The sequence below is a fragment of the Pseudomonas sp. GR 6-02 genome (genome assembly GCF_001655615.1).
GTDB lineage: Bacteria > Pseudomonadota > Gammaproteobacteria > Pseudomonadales > Pseudomonadaceae > Aquipseudomonas.
This window is the reverse complement of sequence record NZ_CP011567.1, coordinates 279,362-305,832: the sequence shown is the minus strand read 5'-3', so window position 1 is coordinate 305,832 and position 26,471 is coordinate 279,362. Positions and strand designations below refer to the sequence as shown.

Sequence of the window (26,471 nt, the reverse complement as noted above, 5' to 3'; positions counted from 1 at the left end):
GACTCCAGGTGAGTTCAATGGGCGCAGCCGTCGAGGCCACAGGTTTGAAACGCGGATGAAGACTCTGTTGCCGAAAGCGACTGGCTCAACCATTGGGCGAAGGCCTGCGGCTTGCCGAGCCAAGGGCCGATATCGACCAGGGTGAACTGGCCATCCTGTTCCAGCGCGAAGGTCGGGAAGCCCTGACCGCCGACACGGGCCAAGAGTGCGCGGCTGTCCTTGATATGGCGACCGGTATCAGCTGCACTAAATGCCTGCTGGAAAGCCTCGGGCTCAAGACCTGTCTGTGCGGCAAGTTCAAGCAAAACAGCCTCGTCAGCGATGCGTCGACCTTCCACGTAATGAGCCGTCTGCAAACGCCCCAGCAACTCCAGTCCGCGCCCGGCGATCTGCTCGGCTGCCAGCACGGCGGCAATCGGCGGCGTGGAGTCGAACACCGCCGTCTCATCACGCAGCAATCCCTCAAAATATGCTTCGCCAAACGGCTGGCCGGTGTACTCGGCGATGCGCCGGTCGTGGGGCATGACGTAATTGCGTAGTTGTGGCGAAACGGTTTGGCGATTGGCACCGCTCATCATGCCGCCGCCGTGGCCGATCACCGGCAACACGGTTTGGGCAGCTTGCACCAAGGGTTTGGCGCCGTAGCACCAACCGCACAATGGGTCGTAAATGTAGTGAAGGGTCATGGGAAGACTCCGGCAATAAAGTAGGAAAACTCAATGCCGGCAGACTAATACTCAGATCGTTTTGGAAAAACGCCGGAATCGATTTCAGTCTGTTTCAAGAATCGGTCGAATGCCCCTTAACGGGCACCCACCGATCTTGCAGGCACCCACTTTTGCGACGGGCATAAAAAAGCGCCGCCTTCCCGGCAGCGCTTTTATCCATCCGTTGTTTTTCTTCTTATCCTTCCATCACATCCCACAATGCTTCCAGTTCCGCCTCGCTGAATAAACCAGCGGGATAGCGCTCGATCATCATCCGGCGCGGATCAGGTTCTCTGATCTGACGCGTTCCATTGGACTTCAACCACTGTGCCAGGACTTGAAGCGATTCGCTGTTAACTGCCAGGGGATGCAGTGCCCGCTCGCCCACTACGTTCATTTCGGCGTTCATCTCAGCGCTCTCTCCTGGTTTGTGAGCGGCTAACTTATCCAAGGTTTATGACAGAACATCGAAGTTCTCTCCCTCCCCGTGTTGCGCCATCGAAGATACAAGAGCTATGCCAATGTTTTCGAAGTGTCGATAAGTAGATACAAAAAAGCCCGAAGTCCTGATGGGCTGCGGGCTTTCTGCGAGATAAGGAGGCCAAAATCGTTGCTCAATCGATTTTTCAATCAACTCAAGCTGTTACGTCCTCACTCACTCCTTGTGTGGAGCGGGCTGTTGTTGGGTAAGGCAATGGATGTTACCGCCCCCAAGTAACAGTTCGCGACCAGGCACCATGACCACTTCGTGTTGCGGAAACACGCTCTGCAAAATCTCTTTGGCCGGCCCGTCCAGTGGGTCGTCGAAGCTTGGCGCGATGATGCCACCGTTGACGATCAGGAAGTTCACATAAGAGCCGGCCAGGCGCACGGTCGGATTGCGCTCCTGAGTGCCGTCCACCGGGTCCACACCGGCGCACTCTTCTTCGGTCGCATACAGCGGCCCCGGAATCGGCATTTTGTGCACCGTGAACGAGCGCCCCTTGGCATCGGTGCTGTTTTGCAGCACGTTCATGGCCGCCTGGCAGCGCGGGTAGTTCGGGTCCTGCGGGTCGTCGGTCCAGGCCAGCAGCACTTCACCCGGACGCACATAGCAGCAGAAGTTATCCACATGGCCGTCGGTTTCGTCGTTGAACAAGCCGTCCGGCAGCCAGATGATCTTATCCACAGCCAGGTTTGCGCTGAGCACCGCTTCGATTTGCTCACGGCTCATGTGCGGATTGCGATTGCGGTTGAGCAAGCATTCTTCGGTGGTGATCAGGGTGCCTTCGCCATCGACATGAATCGAGCCGCCTTCGAGCACAAAACCCTCGGTGCGGTAGCGCGGGCTGCGCTCGATTTCGAGGATCTTGCCCGCCACCTGCGAGTCACGGTTCCACGGCGAATACAAACCACCGTCGAAACCACCCCAGGCATTGAAGTCCCAATCCACGCCACGGACTTCGCCGCTGTCATTGATGACGAACGTCGGGCCGGTATCCCGGACCCAGGCGTCATCGCTGGACATCTCCACCACACGAATATTCGGCACGTCGAGACGGGCGCGGGCATTTTCGTACTGGCCAGCGGAGACCGCCACGGTCACCGGTTCGAAACGCGCGATGGCCTTGGCCACTGCAACGTGCGCGGCTTGCGCCGGTTTGCCACCCAGGCGCCAGTTGTCCGGGCGCTCGGGCCAGACCATCCAGGTCTGGGTTTGGGGTGCCCACTCGGCAGGCATGTAAAAGCCGTCGGCGCGAGGGGTGCTGTTCAACGTGGTCATGGCTTCAGGACTCCAGGGAACCGTCGAGGGTTTTAATCGCGCCGTACAGGTTCGGACGACGGTCACGGAACGAACCCCAGGCGCTGCGAATGTGCTCCAGCTCATCGAGGTCGAAGCTGTGAACCAGAATGCCTTCTTCGGTTTCGTTCAGCTCTTGGACCTTCTCGCCAAACTGGTTGGCGATGAACGACGAGCCGTAGAAGGTAATATCGTAGCCGTCCTGCTCTTCGTTACCGATGCGGTTGCTGGCGATCAGCGGCATCAGGTTGGCGCCGGCATGGCCCTGCTGCACGCGCTGCCAGTGGTCGCGGGACGAAATGGTCTTGTCGTGCGGCTCGCTGCCGATGGCAGTCGGGTAGAACAGGATTTCCGCGCCTTGCAGCGCCATGCTGCGGGCGCACTCAGGGAACCACTGATCCCAGCAGATGCCCACGCCGATTTTCGCGTAACGGGTGTTCCACACTTTGAAACCGGTATCGCCCGGGTTGAAGTAGTACTTTTCGTGGTAGCCAGGGCCATCCGGGATGTGGCTTTTACGATAAATCCCGAGGTTGCTGCCGTCGGCATCGATGATCGCGATGCTGTTGAAACGCGCGCGTCCGGCCAATTCGTAGAAGCTGATCGGCAGCACCACTTGCAGTTCCTTGGCGACTTTCTGGAAGTGCTTGATGGCGACGTTGTCTTCAACCGTTGTGGCCAGTTGCAGGTAGTCCGGGTTCGGCTTCTGGCAGAAGTACGGAGCCTCGAACAGTTCCTGGATCAGGATGATTTGCGCACCTTTGGCCGCTGCCTCACGGACCAGCTTCTCAGCGGTCTCGATGTTGGCTTCAAGGTCCCAGGAACAAGCCATCTGGGTGGCGGCGACGGTAACGATACGACTCATGAATCATCTCCTGGGCAAGTGCTTGAGGGTCAGTGTGGCATCGACCGATGACAGAACGGGAATCACCGGGCGTGGTTCGTCCACACCGTGGGCAGTGGCGACTTTATAGCCGATAAAAATCGGCTTTAAAAGCAATAAATATCCACCACCTCTAAATAACCTCAAAAATTCCCGATAACAATCGACATTTGCAACCTCTGCGAGCTGCCTACAAACCTTCGCCCAGCACCTTCGACAGCATGCCCACAAAGAAGTCCACACTCTGCCGCGACGTGACCATCGGCGGTTTGATCTTGAGGATGTTCAGGTAATCACCCGTCGGCTGCATGAAAATCCCCAACTCACGAAGGCGATCGCACAACGCCGTGGTTTCTTCGGTCGCCGGTTCAAGGGTTTCGCGATTGCGGACCAACTCCACGCCCAGATAGAAGCCGGAACCATGCACCGCTCCCACCAACGGATGCCGGTCGATCAGGGCTTCAAGACGTTCCTTGAAGTACCCGCCCACGACCTGGGCGTTTTCCCAGAGTTTTTCTTCTTCCATCACATCCAGCACCGCCATGCCGATCCGGCAACTGACCGGGCTGCCGCCAGCGGACGAGAAGAAATAACCCTCGGCCTCCAGCGCTTCGGCAATCTCCCGACGGGTAATGACGGCACCCAACGGCTGGCCGTTACCCATGCCTTTGGCCATGGTGATGATGTCGGGCACCACGCCCTGCTCTTCGAAACCCCAGAAAAATTTACCCATGCGGCCGTAACCGACCTGCACCTCATCGGCGATGCACACCCCACCCTGAGCACGGACCAGCGCATAGACCTGCTTCAAATAGCCCGGCGGTAGCGAGATGCCCCCGGCATTGCCGTACACCGGCTCGCAGATGAAACCGGCGAGTTGGCGTTTCTGTCCGGCGATTTTCGCCAGGTTGTGTTCGACGCTGCGCACATAGTCCGGCGCGCTGTCCGGGCCACGGAATTCGCCGCGATAGGTGTTCGGCGCGGTCACCGGGTGCACCCAATCAGGACGGCTGCTCAAGGCCTTGGGGTTGTCGGCAATCGAGGTCGAGACCGCATCCGCCGCCACCGACCAGCCGTGATACGCCTCCAGCACACTGAGCATGTCGCGGCCGCCGCTGTAGGCCCAGGCCAGGCGAATCGCCAGGTCATTGGCCTCGGTGCCGCTGTTGACCAGGAATACCCGGTCCATGTTGTCCGGTGCCAACTTCAACAAGCGCTCGGAAAACTCGGCAATCGCTGCGTAGTGAAAACGCGAGTTGGTATTGAGCAACGACCATTGACGGCCGGCGACGGCGGCCATGCGCGGATGACCATGACCCAATACCGCGACATTGTTGAGCATGTCGAGGTAGGAGCGGCCCTGCATGTCGATCAAATGATTGCGCCAGCCACGCTCGATGCGCGGCGGGTCGACGTAATAATGCTTCTGGGATCGGGCAAAACTGGCGTCGCGGCGGGCCAGCAAGGTTTGCGGGTCGAGTTCTTCTTCGGCATCGCAGGCCAGACCCAGCAACGCGGCCGGCGAGGGGCACAACAACTGCCAGGCGGCAGCGCGCGAAGGTGTGCAAAACAACGGTGCGTCGAGCTGAGCACTGCGGCACAACTGTACGATCAACGCTCCACTGACAGAGCCCAGCACCTGGCCTTTGACCAATGCTGCGCCCGCGTGCAACGACGGTGTCACACCCCACAGCCGTAAACTCAGTTGTGGACCATCCAGTTGCAGCACACCCACTGCCGGCTGGTGAACCGTTCCGGCAAACGGCGATTCGACCGCCGTGCCATGAGGCACTCGCAACTCGACATGCAGAGGGCAAGTGGCCGGTTCAGTGGCGCTGTCCGGTTGGGTGCGAGACAGACGATATTGCCCATAACGACTGGCCGCCAGACCATGAGCCGCAGCAGCTTCGGTCAACAGACGCTGGTCGATCCCCTCTTGCTCCCAGTTACCCGCTTCGAAATGCGGGCTGAGCACGCCCAGATCGATCAACGCAAACTCACGCCCCACCAGACTCGGCAACAAGGGCGCAAAGCTTTCGCTGCCGATGCTCGGCAGGCCTTGACCAACCGCAGCAAGAATCGCCGCCTCCATCAACGCCAGCGGCACCGATGTGGCCACGCGGAAAATTTCCCACTCATGGGTCAGGTTGTCGCGACTGTACTCATTGCCCGGATCAATGGTGACCTGCTGTTCGCCACTCAGCACCAACACCGCCGAACGCGCAACGATCAGCGGCCAGAGCGCCAGCAGTTCTTCATGTAGCAGCGGATTGATCGCGTGATAGGCCCGAACCGCCGGCAAGATGTAGAACGGATCGCCATCGGCATGGTGCAGCAGCGCGGCACAGGTCACCGACAGATCGGTGATCCGCCAGGTTCGGACCAGGTCGCCGAAATCGATGACACCCTGCAACTGCCATTGGCGCTGCGCATCTCGCTGCCAGACCACGTTGTCGTCGGTGATGTCCATGTGAATCGCCTGCACCGGCAGCTTATCCACCAAGGGCTGCAAATGGCGCTCGGCCTGCTCGGCCGCTTCAGCAATCAGCTTGCGTTGCTGATCATCCTTGATCACCGGCAGCAAATGCGCGATCAACGCGTTGGCGTGGCGGGCGTCCCATTGAAGGGTGCGCTCAAGGCCAGGATGGTCGAAGCCGGCCAGCGCCAGGTCCATCTCGCCGCAGAGCCGACCGAAACCGGCGACCACGGCCTGGCTCAGATGGTCGAGGTGCGTCAGGGACTGGCCGTCGATGTAATCGAGCAGACGTACATGCACCGCTTGTCCGCCGACCTCCAGGGAGAGCAGGTCTTTACCATTTTTGGCCGGGATCACTCGCGGCACCTTCACGCCGGGATGTTCGACCAAGCGCTTGAGCCCTGCGTGCTGGGCTTGCAGCTCCAGCACCGAATAATCACCACGGCAGATTTTCAGGACGAAACGCCCCTGCTCGCTGTCGACGCGGTAGTTGAGATCCTGCTGGCTTCCAAGAGCCTGCAACCGTCCGCTCAGCCCGTAATGTTCTTCCAGCAACTCAAGCGCTTGCGCCGCGGACACTTGCGGGCTGGGCAGACTGGCGCGGTGAATCAACGTGGCGAGCGGCATACAACGACCCCTGAAATTTTATTAGGCGCTTATATCGCCACTGCCGGGTGCGATACGCAACCCCCCTTCCCTGATTGGCCCGAATCAATGCGTGAGCAACTCTCTTCACCGTCCCACTCGCGCCTGCCGGCACTTTGCGTAAGAATGTCGCCCATCAACGCCTATTGCTGGAGAAACACCATGAATGTAGTCACCACCGACCTGCCAGGTGTTCTGATCATCGAGCCCAAGGTATTTGGTGATGAGCGCGGCTTCTTCTATGAAAGCTTCAACGCCAAGGCTTTCGAAGAAGCAACCGGCCTGAACACCCGATTCGTGCAGGACAACCATTCCCGCTCGCAAAAAGGCGTACTGCGCGGCTTGCACTACCAGCTGGAAAACACTCAGGGCAAACTGGTCCGCGTCACCGCCGGTGAAGTGCTGGACGTGGCCGTGGACATTCGCCGCAGCTCGCCGCATTTCGGCAAATGGGTCGCGGTGCGCCTGTCCGCCGACAACCATCGCCAGCTCTGGGTACCAGAAGGTTTTGCCCATGGTTTCGTGGTGCTGAGCGATTTCGCTGAATTCCTCTACAAAACCACCGACTACTACACCCCGTCGGCTGAACGCAGCATTCGCTGGGACGACCCGGACTTGGGCATCGACTGGCAGCTGGACGAGGCACCGCAGCTGTCCGCCAAGGATCAGGCCGCCGCGTTCTTCAAGGACGCTGAAGTCTTCTCCTGAATTGCCGTCTGAATTTTCAGCGCCAGCATGCACTTGATCCAGGGTGCGCAGACTGCGCCCGCAAGCCTAGGGTCTGTTGAGGTTTGGTAGCGAACCGCGTTGCTACCAAACGTCAACAGACCCTAGGCATAATGCGTCTGTCCCCACAGGCGCTTGATGCTCATGACACCGACCCTCCCCCGCAGACCCCGCTGGCGCAGCCTGGCACTGCTTGCGTTGTGCCTGGCACCCTTGCTGTGGCCGCTGGAGCATCTGGCCGAGCGTTATTACCGCAGCGAGCTGGCCGGGCAGAACCGTCAGACCCTCGACCTCTACGTCGCCAACCTGTTGGGTACCCTGCACCGCTATGAAGTGCTGCCGCAGATTCTCGGCGACCTGCCCGCCCTGCGTGCGACGTTGGGCGCCCCCGACGAGGGCGTGATTCAAGGCAATGCCAATCGTCTGTTGAAACACATCAGTGCCCAGACCGGCGCCGAAGTCATGTACCTGATGGACACCACCGGCAAGACACTGGCGGCCTCCAACTGGGACAAACACGACAGCTTCGTCGGCCGCAATTTCTCTTTCCGTCCATATTTCAGTGAAGCCATGGCCGGGCGCCTGGGGCGCTTCTTTGGCCTGGGCACCACCTCGGCCAAGCGCGGTTACTTCTTCGCCGCGGCGGTACACGATCGTGAAAAAATCATCGGCGTGTTGGTGGTCAAGGTTGACCTCGATCACACCGAAAGCCTCTGGGGCAAAACCCCGGAACAACTGCTGGTCACCGACCACAACGGTGTGGTCATCCTCACATCGCGGCCAGAATGGCGTTTCCGCTCGACCCGTCCATTGAGTGATGAGGAGAACAAGGCCGTCGCCGCGATTCAACCCTATCCGACCCGCGATCCAAAGCCGTTGAGTCTCGACCCCAATGCCTGGCTGACCCAAACCCGGCAGATCGAAGAAACCGGCTGGAGTGTCAGTATCCTTGCTCCACGCACCCTGATCGACCGCCCCGTGCGCACAGTTGTGGCCATCGGCGGCGCAACGCTGCTGGTATTGATGCTGCTGCTTGGCCTGATGATGCAACGCCGACGCCATTACCTGGAGCGGATCGCCTTCGAAGCCAAGACCCGCCAGGAACTCGAAGGCCGGGTCGCCGAACGGACCAGCGACCTTGAGGGCCTCAACCGTCGACTGAAACAGGAAGTGCTGGAGCGCGAACACGCCCAGCAAGAACTGGTACGCGCTCAGGATGATCTGGTACAGGCCGGCAAGCTCTCGGCGCTGGGAACAATGTCGGCGAGTATCAGCCATGAACTCAACCAACCGCTTGCGGCCATCCGCAGCTACGCGGAAAACGCCGAAGTGCTGCTCGATCATCAGCGCACCGAGGATGCTCGCGGCAACCTCAAGCTGATCAGCGAACTGACCGGGCGCATGGCGTCGATCATCGCCCACCTGCGCGCCTTCGCCCGACGTGATCGCCATGCCCCGGAAAGCGTGGCCCTGCAACCGGCGCTGGACGACGCACTGGCGTTACTGGCCAAGCGTCGGCGCAGCATGGAAGTCGAGCTGATCCGCGACCTGCCGGCCGCCACCCTGTGGGTCGAGGCTGGAGAAACCCGTCTGCGCCAGGTACTCGGCAATCTGCTGGCCAATGCGCTCGATGCCCTGACGGAAAAAGGCCCGCCGCGTAAACTCTGGTTGAGTGCCCAATCCACCGCCGACGGCGTCACTCTGTACATTCGCGATAACGGCCCCGGGTTCTGCCTGGAAGCGCTGGGTCGTGCCGGCGAGCCCTTCTACACCACCAAGACCCGCACTCAGGGACTTGGGCTGGGGCTGGCGATCTGCGACACCCTGATGCGCGCCTTCGGTGGTGAACTGTCGTTCTCCAACCATAAGGAAGGCGGCGCCCTGATTACCCTGAAGCTGCGCGCAGGCGCGCCGGGTGTGAGCCTGCAACCGTCCGAGGACCGAAGTGCATGACCATCGACAACCGCATCCAGGTCGTGTTGATCGACGACGATCCCCACCTGCGTCAGGCCCTGAGCCAGACCCTGGACCTGGCCGGCCTGAAGATCCTGCCGCTTGCTGAAGCCAAGGGCCTGGCCGGGCAACTGGAACGCGACTGGCCAGGCGTTGTGGTCAGTGACATCCGCATGCCGGGCATGGACGGCCTCGAACTGCTGACCGAACTCCACGCCCAGGATCCGGAGCTGCCCGTGCTGCTGATCACCGGCCACGGCGATGTCCCCCTGGCGGTGCAGGCCATGCGCGCCGGGGCTTATGACTTTCTGGAAAAACCTTTCGCCAGTGACGCCCTGCTCGACAGCGTACGTCGCGCCCTGGCCCTGCGCCGTCTGGTACTGGACAACCGCAGCCTGCGGCTGGCCCTGAGCGATCGCAACGAACTGAGCGCCCGACTGGTCGGGCAATCGGCGCCGATGCTGCGCCTGCGCGAGCAGATCGGGGCACTGGCGGCGACCAAGGCTGACGTGCTGATTCTCGGTGAAACCGGTGCAGGCAAAGAAGTGGTGGCCCGCGCGCTGCACGACTTGTCGAGTCGGCGTAACGGCCCGTTCGTGGCAATCAACGCCGGGGCCCTGGCCGAGTCGGTGGTGGAAAGCGAGCTGTTCGGTCACGAACCCGGCGCGTTTACCGGCGCGCAAAAGCGCCGCATCGGCAAGTTCGAATTCGCCAACGGCGGCACGTTGTTCCTCGATGAAATCGAAAGCATGAGCCTGGACGTGCAGGTGAAATTGCTGCGCTTGCTGCAAGAGCGGGTCGTCGAACGCCTGGGCGGCAATCAGTTGATCCCGCTGGACATCCGCATCATCGCCGCGACCAAGGAAGACCTGCGGCAATCCGCCGATCAGGGGCGCTTCCGTGCCGACCTGTATTACCGCCTGAACGTTGCGCCGTTGCGCATTCCGCCGCTGCGCGAACGGGGCGAAGATGCGCTGGTGCTGTTCCAGCATTTCGCTGACGAAGCCAGCGCCCGCCACGGCTTGCCGCCCCACGAACTGCAACCGGGGCAACGGGCGCTGCTGCTGCGTCACAGCTGGCCAGGTAACGTGCGGGAACTGCAGAACGCCGCCGAGCGCTTTGCCCTGGGCCTGGAGCTGGCACTGGACAGCAGCGCACCGGATGGTGGTGTCGGCACCACGGTTGAAGTGGTCAGCGGCGGCTTGAGCGAGCAAGTCGAGAACTTCGAGAAGAGCCTGATTGCCGCCGAACTGGCGCGCTCGCACAGCTCCGTGCGCAGCCTCGCCGAAGCGCTCGGCATTCCGCGCAAAACCCTGCACGACAAGCTGCGCAAGCATGGCCTGAACTTCGCCGATGGCGGCACCAGCAGCCATACCGACGACCTCGATTGAGCTACCGTAAAATCATCCCTATCAAACAAAAGGCCCGCGAATGAACCGCGACAGTCGTCACCTGGAATCGATCCTCTATCGCGACATCCCCCTCACGCGGGACATGGGCCTCAAAGTGCTCGACTGGCATGACCAACAACTGCGCCTGCATCTGCCGCTGGAGCCCAACGTCAATCACAAGAGCACCATGTTCGGTGGCAGCCTGTATTGCGGCGCGGTGCTGGCCGGCTGGGGCTGGCTGCATTTGCGTTTACGTGAAGAAGGTATCGAAGACGGGCACATCGTGATTCAGGAAGGGCAGATCAACTACCCGCTGCCGGTCACCATGGACGCGACGGCGATCTGTCAGGCACCGAACCCGGCAGTGTGGAGGAAGTTCCTGGCGATGTATCGACGCTATGGGCGGGCGCGGTTGACGCTGCATTCGCGGATCGTGAATGCCGGGAGTGAAGAGGATGCGGTGAGGTTTACCGGGCAATACGTCCTTCACCGGTAAAGCAAACGATCTTAAAAGATCGCAGCCTCGTTGCACTCGACAGCTCCTACAGAGAAGCGCGCCCCCTGTAGGAGCTGTCGAGTGAAACGAGGCTGCGATCTCTTGATCTTTACGCCCGAGCGAGCGCCAATAGTTTCTCCCGCCAAGCCGCTTTAGCCGGCAGCGCCAGGAAGAACTCATTCAGCAACGATTCCCGCGCCGGATAACAGAACGGCGCGCCGCTCAAATCCAGCACCTCACCGCCGGCGCCTTCCAGCACACCTTGAGCCGCGGCCGTGTCCCACTGCGAAGTCGGCGCCAATCGCGGATAACAATCCGCCGCCCCTTCCGCCAGTAGGCAAAACTTCAGTGAGCTGCCGATATTCGCCAGTTGCAGCTCGCCCAGACTGTCACTCAACCCCGCCAGTAAGCGCTCCTGCTCAGGGCTTGAATGCCGACGACTGGCGACCACCGTGAAGGCTTCACCCGCCGCCGGCACCTCGCGAACCTGGATCGGCATTGGCTCGGCGCCTTTATCGCCACGCCAGGCTCCCAACCTGTCACCGCCAACATAAAAACGCCCGCTGGTCGGCATCGACACCACGCCAAACACCACACGCCCCTGCTCGATCAGCGCAATGTTCACGGTGAACTCTTCGCTGCCGGAGATGAACTCCTTAGTGCCGTCCAGAGGGTCGACCAACCACCAACGCTGCCAGCCGGCACGCACGCTCTGGGGGATGTTGGCATCCTCTTCGGACAGCACCGGAATAGTCGGGTCCAGCGCCGTCAACCCGGCCAGAATCACATGGTGAGCGGCCATGTCGGCAGCTGTGACCGGGGAATCATCGGACTTTGCCGTCACGGCAACGTTGACGCGCCAGAACGGCAGGATCGCCTCGCCAGCCTTCAATGCCAGTTCTACCACCGGTGCCATCAACGGATGGGGAAAATTCAACTTCATGGCAGGAACACCCCACGCTGAGTCAACAGATCACGGGCCAGATACAGCGCCGCCAAGGCACGGCCCTCGGTGAATCGCGGGTTCTGCGCCAACGCCGACAATTCCCGCAGGTTGATCTTGTCCATCCCCATCGGCTCGGGCTCGTCACCCTCCAGGCGTTCTTCGTACAAATCGGTGGCCAGCACCACCTGGATTTTCTGGCTCATGTAGCCAGGTGACAACGACAACTCGGTCAGATGCTCCAGTTGCCGCGCGCCATACCCGGCCTCTTCCTTGAGCTCCCGCTCGGCCGCCGCCAGCACGTCTTCGCCCGGCTCGATCAAGCCTTTGGGCAGGGACAATTCGTAGGCATCGGTGCCACCGCAGTATTCCTCCACCAACACGGCGTGGTCCGCGTCGAGCATCGCCACGATCATCACCGCACCATAACCAGCGCCTTTACCGACCAATCGCTCGTAAGTGCGTTCCACGCCATTGGAAAAGCGCAGTTTCAGCTCTTCGACACAGAATAATCGGCTGGTGGCGACGATCTCGCGGGCGAGTATGGTGGGTTTCTGGCGCATGAGAAGCTCCTTGGCGTGAACGCGTTACTATACCCGGCCTACCCTGATTGTTTACCTCGGATATCTTTTTTACCGCTGGAGAAGTTTTTTATGCCCCTGCTGCCCTGGCGCGACATCGATACCGTTCTGCTGGATATGGACGGCACGCTGCTGGACCTGCACTACGACAACCATTTCTGGCTGGAACACCTGCCAAAGCGTTATGCCGAGTTGCACGGGGTGAGCCTGGCCATGGCGGAGCTGGAATTGCAGCCACTGTTCGAGCGCCATGCCGGTCAGTTGCAGTGGTATTGCCTGGACTTCTGGAGCGCCGAACTGAAGTTGTCGGTGCGCGAACTGAAACTGGAAACCGCGCACCTGATCGCCTTGCGTCCGGATGCGGACACTTTTCTGGCCGCGATCAAACAGGCCGGCAAGCGCGTGGTACTGATCACCAACGCCCACCGCGACTCGTTGTCATTGAAACTGGAAAGAATTGAACTGGCGCCGTACTTCGAGCGCTTGATCAGCTCTCACGATTACGGTTTCGCCAAAGAAGACCCGCAGTTCTGGGATGCCTTGCAGGCCGATATCGGCTTCGACCCGGCACGCTGTCTGTTCATCGACGACACCCTGCCGATCCTGCGCAGCGCACGCAATTTCGGGGTGGCGCACCTGCTGGCCGTGAGCGAGCCGGACAGCCGCAAAGGGCCGAAGGACACGGCAGAGTTTGCGGCGGTGGGGGATTATCGGGAGCTCATCGCAGGGCTTTAGAGTCTGACGCGGTCGTTGTGGCGAGGGAGCTTGCTCCCGCTGGAGTGCGAAGCGCTCCCAATCTGGCTGAGCTCCTTCAGAAAGGTGCATTGGCCAGATTGCGACTGCTGCGCAGCCGAGCGGGACGGTGCGGCGATCCGACAAGCTCCCTCGCCACAGGTTCTGTGTTATTCAGGAATCCGCAACACCTGCCCCGGATAGATCTTGTCCGGGTGCGAAAGCATTGGTTTGTTGGCTTCAAAGATTTTGTTGTACTTGTTCGCGTCGCCGTATGCCGCCTTGGAAATCGCGCTGAGGGTGTCGCCCTTTTTAACGGTGACGAACTGCGCTGCCTTGGCAACCGGCCCCGTTACGGTGATCTGGTCATCGACACTACCGACACCGGCAATATTGCCCACGGCCAGCAGAATCTTTTCCTTCTCTTCCTGGCTCGCCACGTCACCGGTGACGATGACTTTGTCGCCCTCGATGGTCGCCTGAACATTTGGATTACCCAGGCCGACCTTGCTGATGTGTTCCTTCAACTGCTCGCTGGCGTTGGCATTGCCGGGGGTCAGCAGATCGATAAGTTTTTCACCTGCTTCTTTCACAAAGCTAAAAATACTCATGGTGCACTCTCCTTGGGATTTGGGTTCCAGACGCCCAAGACTAGACCAGTCGTTTGAAGACCGACTCCCAGCCGACCAATGACCCAACCCCCCGCAGGCGGTAGAATCGCAAACCTTGCCGGCGCCCTGGAGCGAAGATGGACATCAAGCAGCTGAAATTCCTCATCGCTCTCGACGAAACCCGACACTTCGGCCAGGCCGCCGCGCGCTGTCACATCACTCAGCCGACCTTGTCCATGCGCCTGCGCAGCCTTGAGGAAGAACTCGAGCTGCCGCTGGTCAATCGCGGCCAACGCTTCGAAGGTTTCACGGCGCCGGGTGAGCGCGTGCTGGCATGGGCGCGTACGGTGCTGGCGGCCTACGACGGTTTGCAGGCCGAAGCGGCGGCCTGTCGCGGCAACCTCGTGGGTACGTTGCGTCTGGGGGTGGTGCCGCTGTCGAGTTTCGACCCGGTGCCGCTGATGCAACGCCTGCACGCCGCACACCCGAACCTGCGGTTCGAACTCTCGGCCCTGAGTTCCGAACAGATCCTTGAACAACTGGCGAATAACCGTCTCGACCTCGGCGTATCGTACCTGGAGCATCTGGACGGCGAGCGCTTCGACTCCCTGGCGTTCAGCGAAACCCGCATGGGCCTGCTCTACGATCAACGCTTCTTCAGTTTCGGCGAGGTGCCGCTGAGCTGGGAGTCGCTGATCGAACTGCCCATGGGCATGCTCACCAGCGGCATGCACTTTCGCCAGTCCATCGACCATAACTTCCACAGCCGTGGCCTGACCCCACAACCGTTGCTGCAAACCGATGCAGTCCACCAATTGTTACAAGCGGTACACGGTGGCCTGTGCTGCGCGGTGATGCCGCTGAACAGCGGCCTCGAAAACCTCACCGATCACTTGCGCCTGCAACCCATCGAAAGCGCCCAGACCCTCGCCCGGCTGGGGCTGATCATGCGTCGCAGCGCTCCGCGTTCGGCCTTGGCAGAAGCCTGTTTTGCGATCTATCAGAAATCACTGACAGACTCTTGATCGACGCCATCTATCGGTAGATCAGTAATAGCGATTAGACGCGACATGTTGACGCGCCTAGGCTTAAAGTTGACCAAACCGTCGGTGATGCCTAATGAACGCCAAGCGCCCCGGCTGCGCGGCGCCCGCTCTCGAAACGCCCGCGCCCGCCGCAAGCCAGACATACAGTTACTGCAACCTCGAATACTCCGAATCATCCAGCACCGCGCTGGCTGAGGAAGTCGCGTTGGCGATCGCCTACAACGGCATCAGCCAGGCCGTCATGTTGGTGACGCCGACGGACCTTGAAGACTTCATCGTCGGCTTCAGCCTCGGCAGCGGCATCATCGAAGACGCTTCAGACATCTATGACCTGCAACTCAGCGGCTCGGGTTCGGCGCAATACGCGCAAGTGACCATCGCCAACCGCGCCTTCTGGAACCTCAAGCAGCAGCGCCGGCAACTGGCCGGCACCAGCGGTTGCGGGCTCTGTGGCGTGGAAGCGGTGGAGCAAGCGCTGCCCGATCTCAAGGTGCTGCCCGGCGCCCCGCTGCCCCCGGCCGAATGGCTGGACGGCCTGCGCCATCGCATCGGCGAATTCCAGCCTTTGGGCCAGCATTGCGGCGCGGTGCATGCGGCGGTGTTCATGAATGGCAAAGGCGAATTGCTGCTGGGCCGTGAAGACATCGGCCGACACAACGCTCTCGACAAGCTGATTGGCGGGTTGATCCGCCAGAAAATCCCGACCACCGATGGTCTGGCGATTGTCACCAGCCGTTGCAGCCTCGAATTGATCCAGAAAGTTTTACGCGCCGGCATCCAGACCCTGGTCAGCCTGTCATCGCCCACGGGCCTGGCCGTGCAATGGGCCCGTCGACACAACCTCAATCTCATCCACCTACCTCAGAAAAGTGCACCAAGGGTCTACAGCCCTGCGTTGGAGAATCAAGCGTGAGTCAACACCAACAAGCCGACCAGAAACCTGTTCCACGTTACAAGCCCTATAAGGGTGCGGCCGGTGGCTGGGGCGCGCTGGCCAGCGTCGCCCGGGCCTGGCTGACCAGCGACAACGCGTTGAAAAATCTGCGCATGATGCTCAAGACCAACAAGAACGGCGGGTTCGATTGCCCCGGTTGCGCCTGGGGCGATTCCCAGGAAGGCGGCATGGTGATGTTCTGCGAGAACGGCGCCAAAGCAGTGAACTGGGAAGCGACCAAACGGCGTGTCGATGGCGCGTTTTTCGCCAAGCACAGCGTTAGCTCGTTGCTGGAACAAAGTGATTATTGGCTCGAGTACCAGGGCCGTCTGACCGAGCCGCTGAGCTACGACGCCGAAACCGATCGTTACAAACCGATCAGCTGGGAAGCCGCATTCGCCCTGATCGGCAAACACCTGCAAGGGCTGTCGAGCCCGAATCAGGCCGAGTTCTACACCTCGGGCCGTGCCAGCAACGAAGCGGCGTTCCTCTATCAATTGTTCGTGCGCGCCTATGGCACCAACAATTTCCCCGACTGCTCGAACATGTGCCACGAAGCCAGCGGTGTGGCATTGGCGCAGAGCGTTGGCGTCGGCAAAGGCACGGTGACCTTCGACGACTTCGAACACGCCGATGCGATTTTCGTCTGGGGCCAGAACCCTGGCACCAACCACCCGCGGATGCTCGAGCCACTGCGCGAAGCGGTGAAACGCGGTGCGCAGGTGGTGTGCATCAACCCGCTGAAAGAGCGCGGCCTGGAACGCTTCCAGCACCCGCAACACCCGATCGAAATGCTCACCAACGGCGACAAACCGACCAACACCGCGTACTTCCGTCCGGCATTGGGCGGCGACATGGCGATCATGCGCGGCATGGCCAAGTTCCTGCTGCAATGGGAGCGCGATGCGCAGAAGGCGGGTGAGCCTGCGGTGTTCGACCACGACTTCCTCAATGAACACAGCGTCAATGTTCTGGAATACCTCGGCATCGTCGACGACACCCCGTGGGAGCAGATCGTCGAGCAATCCGGCCTGCCCCTGGTGGAAATCGAGCAAGCGGCGCGCATGTACGCCAAAGGCAAGAACGTGATCATGTGCTGGGCGATGGGCATCACCCAGCATCGCCATTCGGTGGCGACCATCCAGGAAATCGCCAACCTGATGCTGCTGCGCGGCAACATCGGCCGGCCGGGGGCCGGTCTGTGCCCGGTGCGCGGCCACAGTAACGTGCAGGGCGACCGGACAATGGGCATCAACGAACGTCCGCCGGCGGCGCTCCTCGACTCTCTGGAGCGGCGCTTCCAGTTCAAGGTCCCGCGCGAAAACGGCCACAACGTGGTCGAGGCGATTCACGCCATGGCCGAAGGCCGTTCGAAAGTTTTCATCGGCCTGGGCGGCAACTTCGCCCAAGCCACCCCGGACAGCCCACGGACCTTCCAGGCCCTGAGCAACTGCGACCTGACCGTGCAGATCAGCACCAAGCTCAACCGCAGCCATTTGATCCACGGTAAAGACGCGCTGATCCTGCCGTGCCTGGGCCGCACCGATATCGATATCCAGACCGAAGGCGCCCAAGCGGTGACCGTGGAAGACTCCTTCAGCATGGTCCACGCCTCCAACGGTCAGTTGCAACCGTTGTCGAACCTGATGCGCTCGGAGCCTGCAATCATCGCTGGTATCGCCGCCGCGACCCTGGGCAGCAAACCGGTGGACTGGAACTGGCTGGTGGCTGATTACAGCCGCATCCGCGACCTGATCGCCGACACCATCCCGGGCTTTCGGGACTTCAACGAGAAAGTCCAGAACCCCGGCGGTTTCTACCTGGGCAGCAGTGCCGGCGCACGTCGCTGGAATACCCCATCAGGTCGGGCCAATTTCCGTCCGAACATCCTGCCCAAACACCTGGTGCACGAACGCACCCGCGCCACCGGCGTACTGCCGGACCTGATCATGCAGTCGATGCGCTCCCACGATCAGTACAACACCACCATTTATGGTCTTGATGATCGTTATCGCGGGGTGAAAGGTCAGCGGGATGTGTTGTTCGTCAATGAAGCCGACCTCATTCGCCTGGGCTTCAAACCGGGGCAAAAGGCTGACATCGTATCGATCTGGGATGATGGCCGTGAGCGGCGGGTCAAGGGTTTTACCCTGCTGGCGTTTGATATTCCTGCCGGGCAAGCGGCTGCATACTATCCGGAAGTGAACCCGCTGGTGCCGTTGGAAAGCACCGGGGATGGCAGCCATACGCCGACGTCGAAGTTTGTGGCGATCCGGCTGGAAGCGGCGAGTGAAACCGGGTTGATCATGGCCAAGTCAGCTTGACGCAGCGATGGCGGTAGCCCACTCAACAAACTCTTCCGATCCGTACTTTCCAATCGCCCACAAAAAAGGCCGTTTTCCTATGAAAACGGCCTTTGAGAAGTAGCTAAAGACCGGCGAAAAACACTTAAGTTCCGCCCAAAAAACAGCAACTTATAGAAATGTGCTCAAGTCGTGTTATTCGTCGGATTTCTATTGTCACAACCATGACACAGCCTCAGGATCGCGCCGTCATCCCCTTGAGGTTCCTCTATGAAGTTCTCCTCGATTCTCTTGTTGTCCCTTGGCCTGGTCAGTGGCTTCGCGTCTGCTGGCGGCACCACCGAAGCAGGTGTGGGCGGCGCATTGGGCGGGGTTCTTGGCTCGGTCGTCGGTCAATCACTAGGCGGCAGTACAGGTTCAACCATTGGCGCGGCCCTGGGCGGCGCGGGTGGTAGCGCAGTTGGCGCAGACAGACGCAGCCGTGGCGAAGCCGCCATTGGCGGTGCGTTGGGCGCAGCTGGCGGTAACGTGGTCGGCCGCAGCATGGGCGGCACCACCGGTAGCCTGATCGGCTCCGCAGCAGGCGGCGGCCTCGGTGGCGCGCTGGGTAACCATATGGGCAACAGCAGCAATGACGACGATGATCGTCGTTCCTATCGTCGTGGTTATGACGATGATGATCGTCGCTACTACCGTGGTCACCCGGGTCGCGGCCATGCGTACGGGCATCGCAAGCATCACCATCGCTATCACGATGACGACTGAGGCTTGAATCGCCTCGTCGACCGTTAGATCCAAAAATCGCAGCCCTCGGGCTGCGATTTTTTTTGCCCTCAGATCGCCAGTCGCTCCAACGCCCCGCGCAACCCGGCAGGAATCGCCACCGGCTGATTCGACAGCCGATCGACGAATACATGCACGAAGCGCCCTGCCGCGCAGGCCTCATCTTCTCCAGCCTTGAACACCGCCAGCTCGTACTGCACCGAACTGCTGCCCAACTTGCCGACCCGCAGGCCAATCTCGATCCGATCCGGGAAGGCGATAGACGCGAAGTAATCGCAGGCCGAACTCACCACAAAACCCACCACCTCACCGTCATGGATATCCAGGCCGCCGACTTCGATCAGGTAGGTGTTCACCGCCGTATCGAAAAAACTGTAGTAGGTGACGTTATTGACATGACCGTAGGCGTCATTGTCATGCCAGCGGGTGGTGATGGGCTGGAAATGGGGGTAGTCGGTGCGATGGGGCATCGGGGTGGACATCAGCGTCGGTTCCTGGAGTTGGATGGCCAGTTTAAGGTGAAACTGCGAAGGCGCTGTCACAGGCACTACCTAAATCACATGTCGGTAAACCCTCTGCCCTGCGCCGCCAACTCCCCAATCAACCGTGCCGGGGCCCAGTGATCCCCCTGTTTGGTCTCAAGCTGCAACAACCGCAGATGAATATCGTCCAGCCCTTGCTGATCCGCCCAGGCCATCGGCCCGCCCTTGTCCGCCGGGAAACCATAACCGTTGAGGTACACCAGATCGATGTCGTGCGCCGACGCCGCAATGCCTTCCTGAAGGATCTTCGCCCCTTCATTGACCAGTGCCAGCAAGCTGCGCTCAAGAATCTCCTCTGGCCCTATCTCACGCCGCTGGAACCCCAACCCTTCGCTGATTTCCAGCACCAGCGCATCGACTTCCACATCGTGCTCAGCCTGACGACTGCCCGGTTCGTAATGGTAATACCCGTCGCCGCTCTTCTGACCGAAACGCCCGAGCTCGCACAAACGATTGTCCACCTGAACCTCCGGCGCATCCTGGCCCTTGCCAGCCAGCTCCCGCGCGCGCCACTCCAGGTCAATGCCGACCACGTCATACATGCGGAACGGCCCCATGGCGAAACCAAAACCTTGCAGCGCCGCATCCACCTGATAAGGCAACGCCCCCTCCAGCAACATCTTGCGCGCTTCGAGCACGTACGGATGCAGCATGCGGTTGCCGATGAAACCGTGACAGTTGCCCGAGACCACGCTGACCTTGCCCATGCGCTGGCCCAGTGCCAGGGCTGCATCAAGCACCGCCGGAGCGGTCTGGGCGCCGCGTACGATCTCCAGCAATTTCATGATGTGCGCCGGGCTGAAGAAGTGCAGGCCCAGGACCTGCTGCGGGCGGCGAGTGGCGGCGGCGATGGCGTCGATATCCAGCGCCGAGGTATTGCTGGCCAGAATCGCTTCAGGTTTGAGCAGGCCGTCGAGTTCGCGGAAGATTTTCTGCTTCAGCTCGAGGTTTTCGTAGACCGCTTCGATCACCAGATCAACATCGCGGATCGCCGCGTAATCGGCAGCCGCCGTTACCCGTGCAATGCGCGCATCCGCCTCGGTCTGATTGATCCGCCCCTGACGCACGTTGTGGGCGTAAGTGTCAGCCACGCTGGTCAGCGCCTGCTCAAGCATCTGCGGATTGTTATCGACCCACTGCACCGGCACCCCCGCATTGGCCAGACACATGACGATGCCACGGCCCATGGTGCCCGCGCCAATCACGGCGGCGCGCTGAATATCAAACGATGTCTGGCTCATGGTTGTTGTTCTCTTATTGGCGATCCAAAGACAGTCCTCACCATAGTCAGCCGATGCGTGTTTTTGAAGTTTATTCCTGTGATGGGCGACATTCAGCGGATGGATGCGTCCCGATCCCGCGGGTTAGAGGTTCGCCTCAGCCCACGTCCGGACCTCGGCATACGGATAATCTTCCAGCACCGCAAACCCAGGAATCGACCGCGCCTTGAGCTTGGTAAACAACGGCACGCTGATCCCGCACAAAAACCGCGTCACGCGCTCCGCCGATGGAGCACTCCCCGTGTGCTGCTGGTGCCTGTGGATAAAATCACCGCACAGCGCCTCGAAATTTTTATCCACAAGCGCCGGCAATTCCGGTGGTTCAGGTAGCCGCGCTACGTGGCCGTGACACACCGAACAATGCCCGCATCGCTGTGGCGCGTTTTCGTCGCCGAAGTACTCGGCCAGGCGATAGCCCAGGCAGTGGTCGGCGGCGAACAGATCCAGCATGGCGTGAATCCGCGAAATCTCGGTGCGTTCGTGCTGGGTGAAGTAGGTGTGCAATTCGGCGCTCAAGGCCTGGGAATCGAAGTCGGCTTGCAGCAGGCTATAGACCTCCGTCATCTGCTTGCTTTCAAGCTCCACCCAGCCCTTTTCCTGGAAGTAATCAAGTGCCTTGACCACTCGACTGCGCTCGGCGGAATGCTGCTGATACAGTGCGTCGAAATTCACCGTGGCCCAGGTCCGTGCGCGACTGGAAGTCTGGATGATCGCCGAGACGAAGTCCCTGCGCTCACCCTCGAAACGGGCCAGCAACGCTTCCGGCTCCTGCAAATACTTGAAGCGGTATTCGGCGTAATAGGCATAGCGTGGAGCGATCAGCCCACGCAACTCCAGCTGTACCAGCAAGGTCTTGAGCGGCAACTGGCGGATGTTGCTCTGATCGGCCAAAGGCCCCAGCAGAAACTCCCACTGCCCCTCGGGCGCTGCGGCTTGCAACTCGTCGAGCACACAACGAATGCCGTCCCGCTCCGGTGTGTCGCCGTAGACGAAATTCTCCAGCACATTGAGGCTGTCGCGGTTGGCCAGCACCAGGCAATCGGACGGCTGCCCGTCACGCCCGGCGCGGCCGATTTCCTGGCTGTAGTTTTCGATGGATTTGGGCAGGTCGAAATGCACCACGTTGCGGATATCGCTTTTGTCGATGCCCATGCCGAAGGCAATGGTGGCGACGATGCAATTGGACTGCCCACCCATGAACCGGCGCTGAATCGCTTCCCGTTGCTCGTGGGGTAAACCGGCGTGATAGGCCTCTGCCTGTATACCGTTGCGCCCCAGGTGTTCGGCGATGTGCTCAGCGGTCTTCTGCAGAGTGACGTAGACAATGCTGGGCTGGCCGGGACGCTGGCTCATCCACTCGACCAGGCGGCGGCGCTTGTCCTGGCCACGCACCGGTTCCACCAATAGATTGAGGTTGGGCCGGTAGAAACCGGTGGTCACCACATCCTCAGGCGCAATGGCGAACCGGGCCTCCATGTCGGCGATCACCTTGGGTGTCGCGGTGGCCGTCAGCAGCAGCGCCTGAGGGATGTTGAACTGGCGCTGATAGTCCGGCAGCTTGAGGTAGTCGGGGCGGAAGTTGTGACCCCACTCGGAGATGCAGTGGGCCTCGTCCACCACCAACAGCGAGATCGGCACCTGCTGCAGAAAATGGCGGAAACGCTCGTTCTTCAGGCGCTCCACGGAAATCATCAGAATCTTCAATTCGCCGGACTTTGCCCGGGCCATCACATCGCTGGCGTCATCGCGACTCTGGGCCGAATCGATACTGCCTGCCGCAATGCCGTGGCGCTGCAAGAACGCCAACTGATCCTGCATCAACGCCAGCAGAGGCGAGACCACCAGCGTCAGGTGCGGCAGCAGGATGGCCGGTAACTGATAGCACAGGGATTTGCCCGAGCCGGTAGGGAAAATCGCCGCCGCCGAACGTCCGGCCAGTACCGCGCTGACCGCTGCCTCCTGGCCGGGCCGAAACTGTGGATAACCGAAAACCTGTTCCAGGGTGTTGTGCATAAGCTGTCACTCCGTTGACCGCTGCGAAGCCCAAAGCCTAGCCGGCGAACGCCGCGAGTCGAGAAAAGGTCGGGGGCAAAAACGATACGGGATGATACAGCGTCAACCCATCGATTCCTTCGCCACAGATTGAAACAAACGAGGCACTTTGCCCCCTGACATCAGCCCCCTGTCAGCCGGTAAGGTGCGCCCCGAGAAAAACCATTATCCGCGAAGTTTTCATCAAGGCAGGACGCCTGCACGCGGATCCTCACAAAGGAACAATCATGCCTGACACTCTGTTTTTTCCAGTCGCCCTTTTCTTTGCATCCCTGCTGCTGAACGGGTGCATGAAGCTCCCTGACGACCCCCTCTACGCTGCGCCCACAACGCTGGACAGTGCCTCACAGACTTAGTCGTCGATCGACTGACCTCGGGTAGCTACGGCACCAATACCGCCACCCGCAACTGCTCATCCAGCGCCTGTTCATGAAATACCCGGCTCTTGCTCGCCCACGTCGCATAAGCCGGGCTTATTTCCCCCGTAAACGCCGCCGCCAGCTGACGCAAATCGGCGACCCTGCGCACACGAGGACAGAAGAGTTGGTCCTCGCAGTTCTGACTGGCACTGCGATAGGTTATCAGCAACCGATCCCACAACCCGTCACGCACTTGCCTGACCGACTTGAGCTTCACAGCCCGCACGCCCAGTCGCTGTTTCAGCCCCTGCTCATCCAGCGCTTCGCTGGCCAGCAATGCCTTGCCCACCATTAACACCTCGGCGCGAGATGCGGTATCGATGTCCGCTTGGGTGGTCAGCGCATCCGGCCAACCGGTTCGCTCCATGTTGGCGAGCACGAGCGAATGACCGACGTCAGCAGCACCCGCTATCCGACAAACACCGGCCCATAACAACAAAATCGAGGCCATACGCAGCCATTGCATACCTAATTCCCTTTAAGAGTCGACTCAGACGCTTCGAAACGTCCTACACATTCTGGCGCGCACCCTCCAGAGGCTGGATGCGTTAAGCCTGACAATCCCGTAGGAATATCGACCACCAAGGGAAAAGCTTAAAAAATAGTCGAGGGATGCGTAGGCAAAAGGCGATAACACCGGTAAATCCCCTACAAAACCTGTCCACTTGCACCACCTTGCGACGCCTCGCTGTGGCCCTCTATAGTTTTCGACGCGGCTGAAAACACTGTGTCGGCCCGCCGGCGAGACTGCCCGACTTCCCACAGGACTGACTTCGATGAACACGCGCCACTCGTTAACAGACCGCTATCGCCCGCTCAAAACCAGCTACAGCAATACCCCCGTGTTGGTCATCGACACCGAGGCCGATCCCCACGAAATCCTCGATGCCGCCCGACAACGCATCCGCGCCGCTGGCGACCTGCTCGAAACACTCTATTGCCTGTGCTTCAAACAGGCCGACGCGAAAGACATACCCAATATCGTCAACGCGTTGTACCTGCTGACCCAGGATGGCAACGAACTACTCGAAATCGCCCGGCAACGCCTGCCGAAAACCACAGCGGTTTGAGACCCTGACCACGATCCCCTGTAGGAGCGAGGCTTGCCCGCGAAGAACGATAACGCGGTGTGTCTGATGAAAAACACAGACAAAGCGGCCTGCGACGCATGGTTCAGAGCACAAGTACAAGCCAGCCTCAACGACCCTCGCCCCAGCATTCCAGATGGAGAAGCCAAACGCCTGATGGCAATCAAACGAGACAAACTGCAAAAGAGATAAGTCCGTAGGCAACGCCCTATCAACGCTTCGTCCCGGTCCTACAACCGAAGACACCTTGTCGCCTATCGCTGCCCGGTGGCTCAAACCTATAGTCGTGACTGTCGCTGCCAAATCAGCGGCTCGGGCTTGGTCACCCGGATTAGATCTACGTACGCACCCGTTGTATGCTGCTGGCGCTTTGTGTCAGCACGCTTTATGGCGGCTGTGTTTGGGACGTCTTCGGGCGTGCCGGGTAAGCGTGTGATCTCACCGGTTGACCAACCCGAATACAGTCCGCCTCCCATCGCTTGGTCACGATGGCAGCGGTTCTTTCTGATGCATTCGAGATTACACATTATGAATAATCCGTTCACACCCGATCGCTACCGCCCACTCCAATCCAACCTCACCAACACCCCGCCCCTGATCATCGACACAGAGGCCAACCCCCAAGACATCCTCGAAGCCGCCCTCCAGCGCATCCGAGCCTCCAGCGACCTACTCAAAACCCTGCACTGCCATTGCTTCAAGCAAGGCGACGTCGAAGACATCCCCCACATCACCCACGCGCTCTTCTTGCTGACCCAAGACGGCTGCGACCTGCTGAAAGTCGCCCAGCAACGCATGATGGGTTGGAAAGCACCTGCCTGACGCCGAGTGAAGATCGTTCCCACGCTCCGCGTGGGAATGCCTCTACGGACGCTCCGCGTTCGGCCCTTGGGACACAGAGCGTCGAAAGCCGCCATCGAACACATGGAGATAACCATGAGCATGTTTTTTGATGAGCTGATGGAAAGCGTGCAACAGATGAACGAAATCATCCGCGGTGGGCGTGAGTCTTCCCGCGAACTTCATGTTGATGCGTTGCAAGTCCAAGAAATTCGTTTTGCTACCGATCTGACTCAGGCCAAGTTCGCAGCGTTTATTGACGACCGGCTCGCCGCAAAGTCAGGCTTAATCAGCCTCATCGATATTCACCCAACGGAAGACGCACCATGAACCTCGCCCCCAACTTCCCCGACGACCACGCCATGCACCTGCTCATGCAGTTGCTGCACGAAGAACTCGGCCTGCCCGAACGCAAAGCCATCAGCCTCAACACCTCGATCAACTTCGACCTGGGTTGCGATGGCGCCGATGCGCGGCAGCTGATGGAAGCGCTGGAGGAACAGTTCGCCATCGATTTCGTCGACTATGACGCGTATCGGTATTTTCAACCGGAAGGATTTGATGTGTTTCTCAAGCGCAGGGCGAAGGGTCGTGGCGATAAAGTGCCGCTGACCATTGGCATGCTCTACGGAGCGATCAAGGCGCAACGGTGGGATACGCAGGAATTGGAGAGCCAATAGAGCAGGTCCCGTGGCGGAAACGGTCCGTATAACTGCAATTACTCTGGCGTTATCGCCTCAGAAGTGAAGGAATATTAGCTGTATGGCTAGAAAAACAGCGGCACTTCTCCCGCGTATCGCCCGACTGCTTACCGACCTCGGCGAACGCCTAAAACTGGCTCGTTGCGTCGAAGGTTGACGGCTAAACAAGTGGCTGAGCGAGCCGGTATGTCAGTCATGACACTGCGCTCTCTGGAGTCTGGCGGTGCGGGGGTGACGATGGACGCTTATCTTTCAGTGATGCATGTATTAGGTCTGGAGCAAGACCTGAATAAGGTTGGTGCTACCGATGATATGGGACGTCATCTGCAGGATGCACAATTGACCCGCGTCACGCCCCCAAGGGCCAAAAAAACCAGGCATGGATATAGCGTGATTTCCACAAATCCAAACAATCCAAATGACTCGCAACCAGCACCCGGCACTGGTCAGCCAAATCCCTGCTTAAGCGCAATTCATACCGTCCCCATCAATACCCATTCGTTGTCCGCGTTGGTGGTCAGGAAAAGAAAACCCGAGCTCAACAAATAGCGAATGAGGC

The 26,471-nt window shown here is 60.1% G+C and carries 26 protein-coding genes and 1 pseudogene; 15 read left to right on the top strand and 12 right to left on the bottom strand.

Going from position 1 to position 26,471, the window contains the following annotated elements:
* Positions 1–14: 14 nt before the first annotated feature.
* From PGR6_RS01310 to PGR6_RS01290, 5 genes are all read right to left on the bottom strand, one after another.
* The gene (locus PGR6_RS01310; RefSeq protein ID WP_064615868.1) at positions 15–686 is read right to left on the bottom strand and encodes a DsbA family protein; all 672 of its coding nucleotides are present in this window, start codon (positions 684–686) and stop codon (positions 15–17) included.
* A 217-nt stretch (positions 687–903) separates the two neighbouring features.
* Positions 904–1,116, bottom strand: coding sequence for a hypothetical protein (locus tag PGR6_RS01305; protein ID WP_018929289.1), 213 nt, complete (start codon positions 1,114–1,116; stop codon positions 904–906).
* A gap of 246 nt (positions 1,117–1,362) precedes the next feature.
* Entirely contained in the window at positions 1,363–2,469 is a 1,107-nt protein-coding gene (gene aguA / locus PGR6_RS01300) for an agmatine deiminase (protein ID WP_064615866.1), read from the bottom strand.
* 4 nt (positions 2,470–2,473) lie between these two features.
* Positions 2,474–3,352, bottom strand: coding sequence for an N-carbamoylputrescine amidase (aguB, locus tag PGR6_RS01295; RefSeq protein WP_008068730.1), 879 nt, complete (start codon positions 3,350–3,352; stop codon positions 2,474–2,476).
* A gap of 208 nt (positions 3,353–3,560) precedes the next feature.
* The gene (locus PGR6_RS01290; RefSeq protein WP_064615864.1) at positions 3,561–6,473 is read right to left on the bottom strand and encodes an aminotransferase; all 2,913 of its coding nucleotides are present in this window, start codon (positions 6,471–6,473) and stop codon (positions 3,561–3,563) included.
* A gap of 180 nt (positions 6,474–6,653) precedes the next feature.
* Between PGR6_RS01290 and rfbC the strand changes: the two genes are divergently transcribed.
* The 4 genes from rfbC (at position 6,654) to PGR6_RS01270 (ending at position 11,057) form a co-directional block, all read left to right on the top strand.
* Positions 6,654–7,199 carry a dTDP-4-dehydrorhamnose 3,5-epimerase gene (rfbC, locus tag PGR6_RS01285; protein WP_064615862.1) on the top strand — a complete coding sequence of 182 codons (546 nt, stop codon included), beginning with the start codon at positions 6,654–6,656 and terminating at the stop codon, positions 7,197–7,199.
* A gap of 162 nt (positions 7,200–7,361) precedes the next feature.
* Positions 7,362–9,170, top strand: coding sequence for a sensor histidine kinase (locus PGR6_RS01280; protein WP_018929294.1), 1,809 nt, complete (start codon positions 7,362–7,364; stop codon positions 9,168–9,170).
* Positions 9,167–10,561, top strand: coding sequence for a sigma-54-dependent transcriptional regulator (locus tag PGR6_RS01275; protein ID WP_064615860.1), 1,395 nt, complete (start codon positions 9,167–9,169; stop codon positions 10,559–10,561). Before PGR6_RS01280 ends, PGR6_RS01275 begins: the two co-directional genes overlap by 4 nt.
* 40 nt (positions 10,562–10,601) lie before the next feature.
* Positions 10,602–11,057 carry a thioesterase domain-containing protein gene (locus PGR6_RS01270; RefSeq protein ID WP_064615859.1) on the top strand — a complete coding sequence of 152 codons (456 nt, stop codon included), beginning with the start codon at positions 10,602–10,604 and terminating at the stop codon, positions 11,055–11,057.
* 109 nt (positions 11,058–11,166) lie between these two features.
* On the opposite strand, the gene cysQ is transcribed toward PGR6_RS01270, so the two are convergent.
* Together cysQ and nudE are read right to left on the bottom strand one after the other, a co-directional pair.
* On the bottom strand, positions 11,167–12,000 hold the full coding sequence (gene cysQ / locus PGR6_RS01265) for a 3'(2'),5'-bisphosphate nucleotidase CysQ (RefSeq protein ID WP_064615857.1): 834 nt from the start codon (positions 11,998–12,000) through the stop codon (positions 11,167–11,169).
* Positions 11,997–12,563: an ADP compounds hydrolase NudE gene (gene nudE / locus PGR6_RS01260; RefSeq protein ID WP_018929298.1), complete on the bottom strand. Its 567-nt coding sequence runs from the start codon at positions 12,561–12,563 to the stop codon at positions 11,997–11,999. The genes cysQ and nudE overlap by 4 nt, the downstream gene beginning before the upstream one ends.
* A 90-nt stretch (positions 12,564–12,653) precedes the next feature.
* Here nudE and yrfG point away from each other — a divergent pair, with 90 nt between their 5' ends.
* Positions 12,654–13,316, top strand: a complete 663-nt coding sequence (gene yrfG, locus PGR6_RS01255) for a GMP/IMP nucleotidase (RefSeq protein ID WP_064615855.1) — start codon at positions 12,654–12,656, stop codon at positions 13,314–13,316.
* A gap of 167 nt (positions 13,317–13,483) precedes the next feature.
* Here yrfG and lysM read toward each other — a convergent pair whose 3' ends face one another.
* Positions 13,484–13,924 carry a peptidoglycan-binding protein LysM gene (lysM, locus tag PGR6_RS01250; protein ID WP_064615853.1) on the bottom strand — a complete coding sequence of 147 codons (441 nt, stop codon included), beginning with the start codon at positions 13,922–13,924 and terminating at the stop codon, positions 13,484–13,486.
* A gap of 137 nt (positions 13,925–14,061) precedes the next feature.
* On the opposite strand from lysM, the gene PGR6_RS01245 reads away from it, so the two are divergent.
* From PGR6_RS01245 to PGR6_RS01230, 4 genes are all read left to right on the top strand, one after another.
* Positions 14,062–14,949, top strand: coding sequence for a LysR family transcriptional regulator (locus PGR6_RS01245; protein WP_064615851.1), 888 nt, complete (start codon positions 14,062–14,064; stop codon positions 14,947–14,949).
* Between the two features lie 94 nt (positions 14,950–15,043).
* Positions 15,044–15,883 carry a formate dehydrogenase accessory sulfurtransferase FdhD gene (gene fdhD, locus PGR6_RS01240; protein WP_064615849.1) on the top strand — a complete coding sequence of 280 codons (840 nt, stop codon included), beginning with the start codon at positions 15,044–15,046 and terminating at the stop codon, positions 15,881–15,883.
* Positions 15,880–18,228, top strand: coding sequence for an FdhF/YdeP family oxidoreductase (locus PGR6_RS01235; protein ID WP_064615847.1), 2,349 nt, complete (start codon positions 15,880–15,882; stop codon positions 18,226–18,228). The genes fdhD and PGR6_RS01235 overlap by 4 nt, the downstream gene beginning before the upstream one ends.
* A 249-nt stretch (positions 18,229–18,477) precedes the next feature.
* The gene (locus PGR6_RS01230; protein ID WP_018929304.1) at positions 18,478–18,972 is read left to right on the top strand and encodes a glycine zipper domain-containing protein; all 495 of its coding nucleotides are present in this window, start codon (positions 18,478–18,480) and stop codon (positions 18,970–18,972) included.
* Between the two features lie 68 nt (positions 18,973–19,040).
* Here the strand turns inward: PGR6_RS01230 and PGR6_RS01225 are convergent, their stop codons facing one another.
* The 4 genes from PGR6_RS01225 to PGR6_RS01210 form a co-directional block, all read right to left on the bottom strand.
* Positions 19,041–19,472 (bottom strand): acyl-CoA thioesterase, encoded by a 432-nt coding sequence (locus PGR6_RS01225; protein ID WP_064615845.1) that lies wholly within the window; start codon positions 19,470–19,472, stop codon positions 19,041–19,043.
* A 74-nt stretch (positions 19,473–19,546) separates the two neighbouring features.
* On the bottom strand, positions 19,547–20,773 hold the full coding sequence (locus PGR6_RS01220; protein ID WP_064615843.1) for a 3-hydroxyacyl-CoA dehydrogenase: 1,227 nt from the start codon (positions 20,771–20,773) through the stop codon (positions 19,547–19,549).
* 123 nt (positions 20,774–20,896) lie between these two features.
* Complete coding sequence (locus PGR6_RS01215) at positions 20,897–22,825, bottom strand: RecQ family ATP-dependent DNA helicase (protein ID WP_064615841.1); 1,929 nt, start codon at positions 22,823–22,825, stop codon at positions 20,897–20,899.
* Positions 22,826–23,245: 420 nt separating this feature from the next.
* Positions 23,246–23,749, bottom strand: coding sequence for a hypothetical protein (locus PGR6_RS01210; protein ID WP_064615839.1), 504 nt, complete (start codon positions 23,747–23,749; stop codon positions 23,246–23,248).
* A gap of 310 nt (positions 23,750–24,059) precedes the next feature.
* On the opposite strand from PGR6_RS01210, the gene PGR6_RS01205 reads away from it, so the two are divergent.
* The 6 genes and pseudogenes from PGR6_RS01205 (at position 24,060) to PGR6_RS29010 (ending at position 26,461) form a co-directional block, all read left to right on the top strand.
* On the top strand, positions 24,060–24,353 hold the full coding sequence (locus tag PGR6_RS01205) for a hypothetical protein (protein ID WP_018929310.1): 294 nt from the start codon (positions 24,060–24,062) through the stop codon (positions 24,351–24,353).
* Positions 24,354–24,386: 33 nt separating this feature from the next.
* Positions 24,387–24,563, top strand: a complete 177-nt coding sequence (locus PGR6_RS30090) for an antitoxin PaaA2 family protein (RefSeq protein WP_018929311.1) — start codon at positions 24,387–24,389, stop codon at positions 24,561–24,563.
* Between the two features lie 336 nt (positions 24,564–24,899).
* On the top strand, positions 24,900–25,193 hold the full coding sequence (locus PGR6_RS01200; protein WP_064615837.1) for a hypothetical protein: 294 nt from the start codon (positions 24,900–24,902) through the stop codon (positions 25,191–25,193).
* A 114-nt stretch (positions 25,194–25,307) separates the two neighbouring features.
* Positions 25,308–25,541 (top strand): hypothetical protein, encoded by a 234-nt coding sequence (locus PGR6_RS01195; protein ID WP_064615834.1) that lies wholly within the window; start codon positions 25,308–25,310, stop codon positions 25,539–25,541.
* Positions 25,538–25,891, top strand: coding sequence for a DUF1493 family protein (locus PGR6_RS01190; protein ID WP_064615832.1), 354 nt, complete (start codon positions 25,538–25,540; stop codon positions 25,889–25,891). Before PGR6_RS01195 ends, PGR6_RS01190 begins: the two co-directional genes overlap by 4 nt.
* 82 nt (positions 25,892–25,973) lie before the next feature.
* Positions 25,974–26,461: pseudogene (locus PGR6_RS29010) on the top strand (helix-turn-helix domain-containing protein).
* The last annotated feature ends 10 nt before the right edge of the window (positions 26,462–26,471 follow it).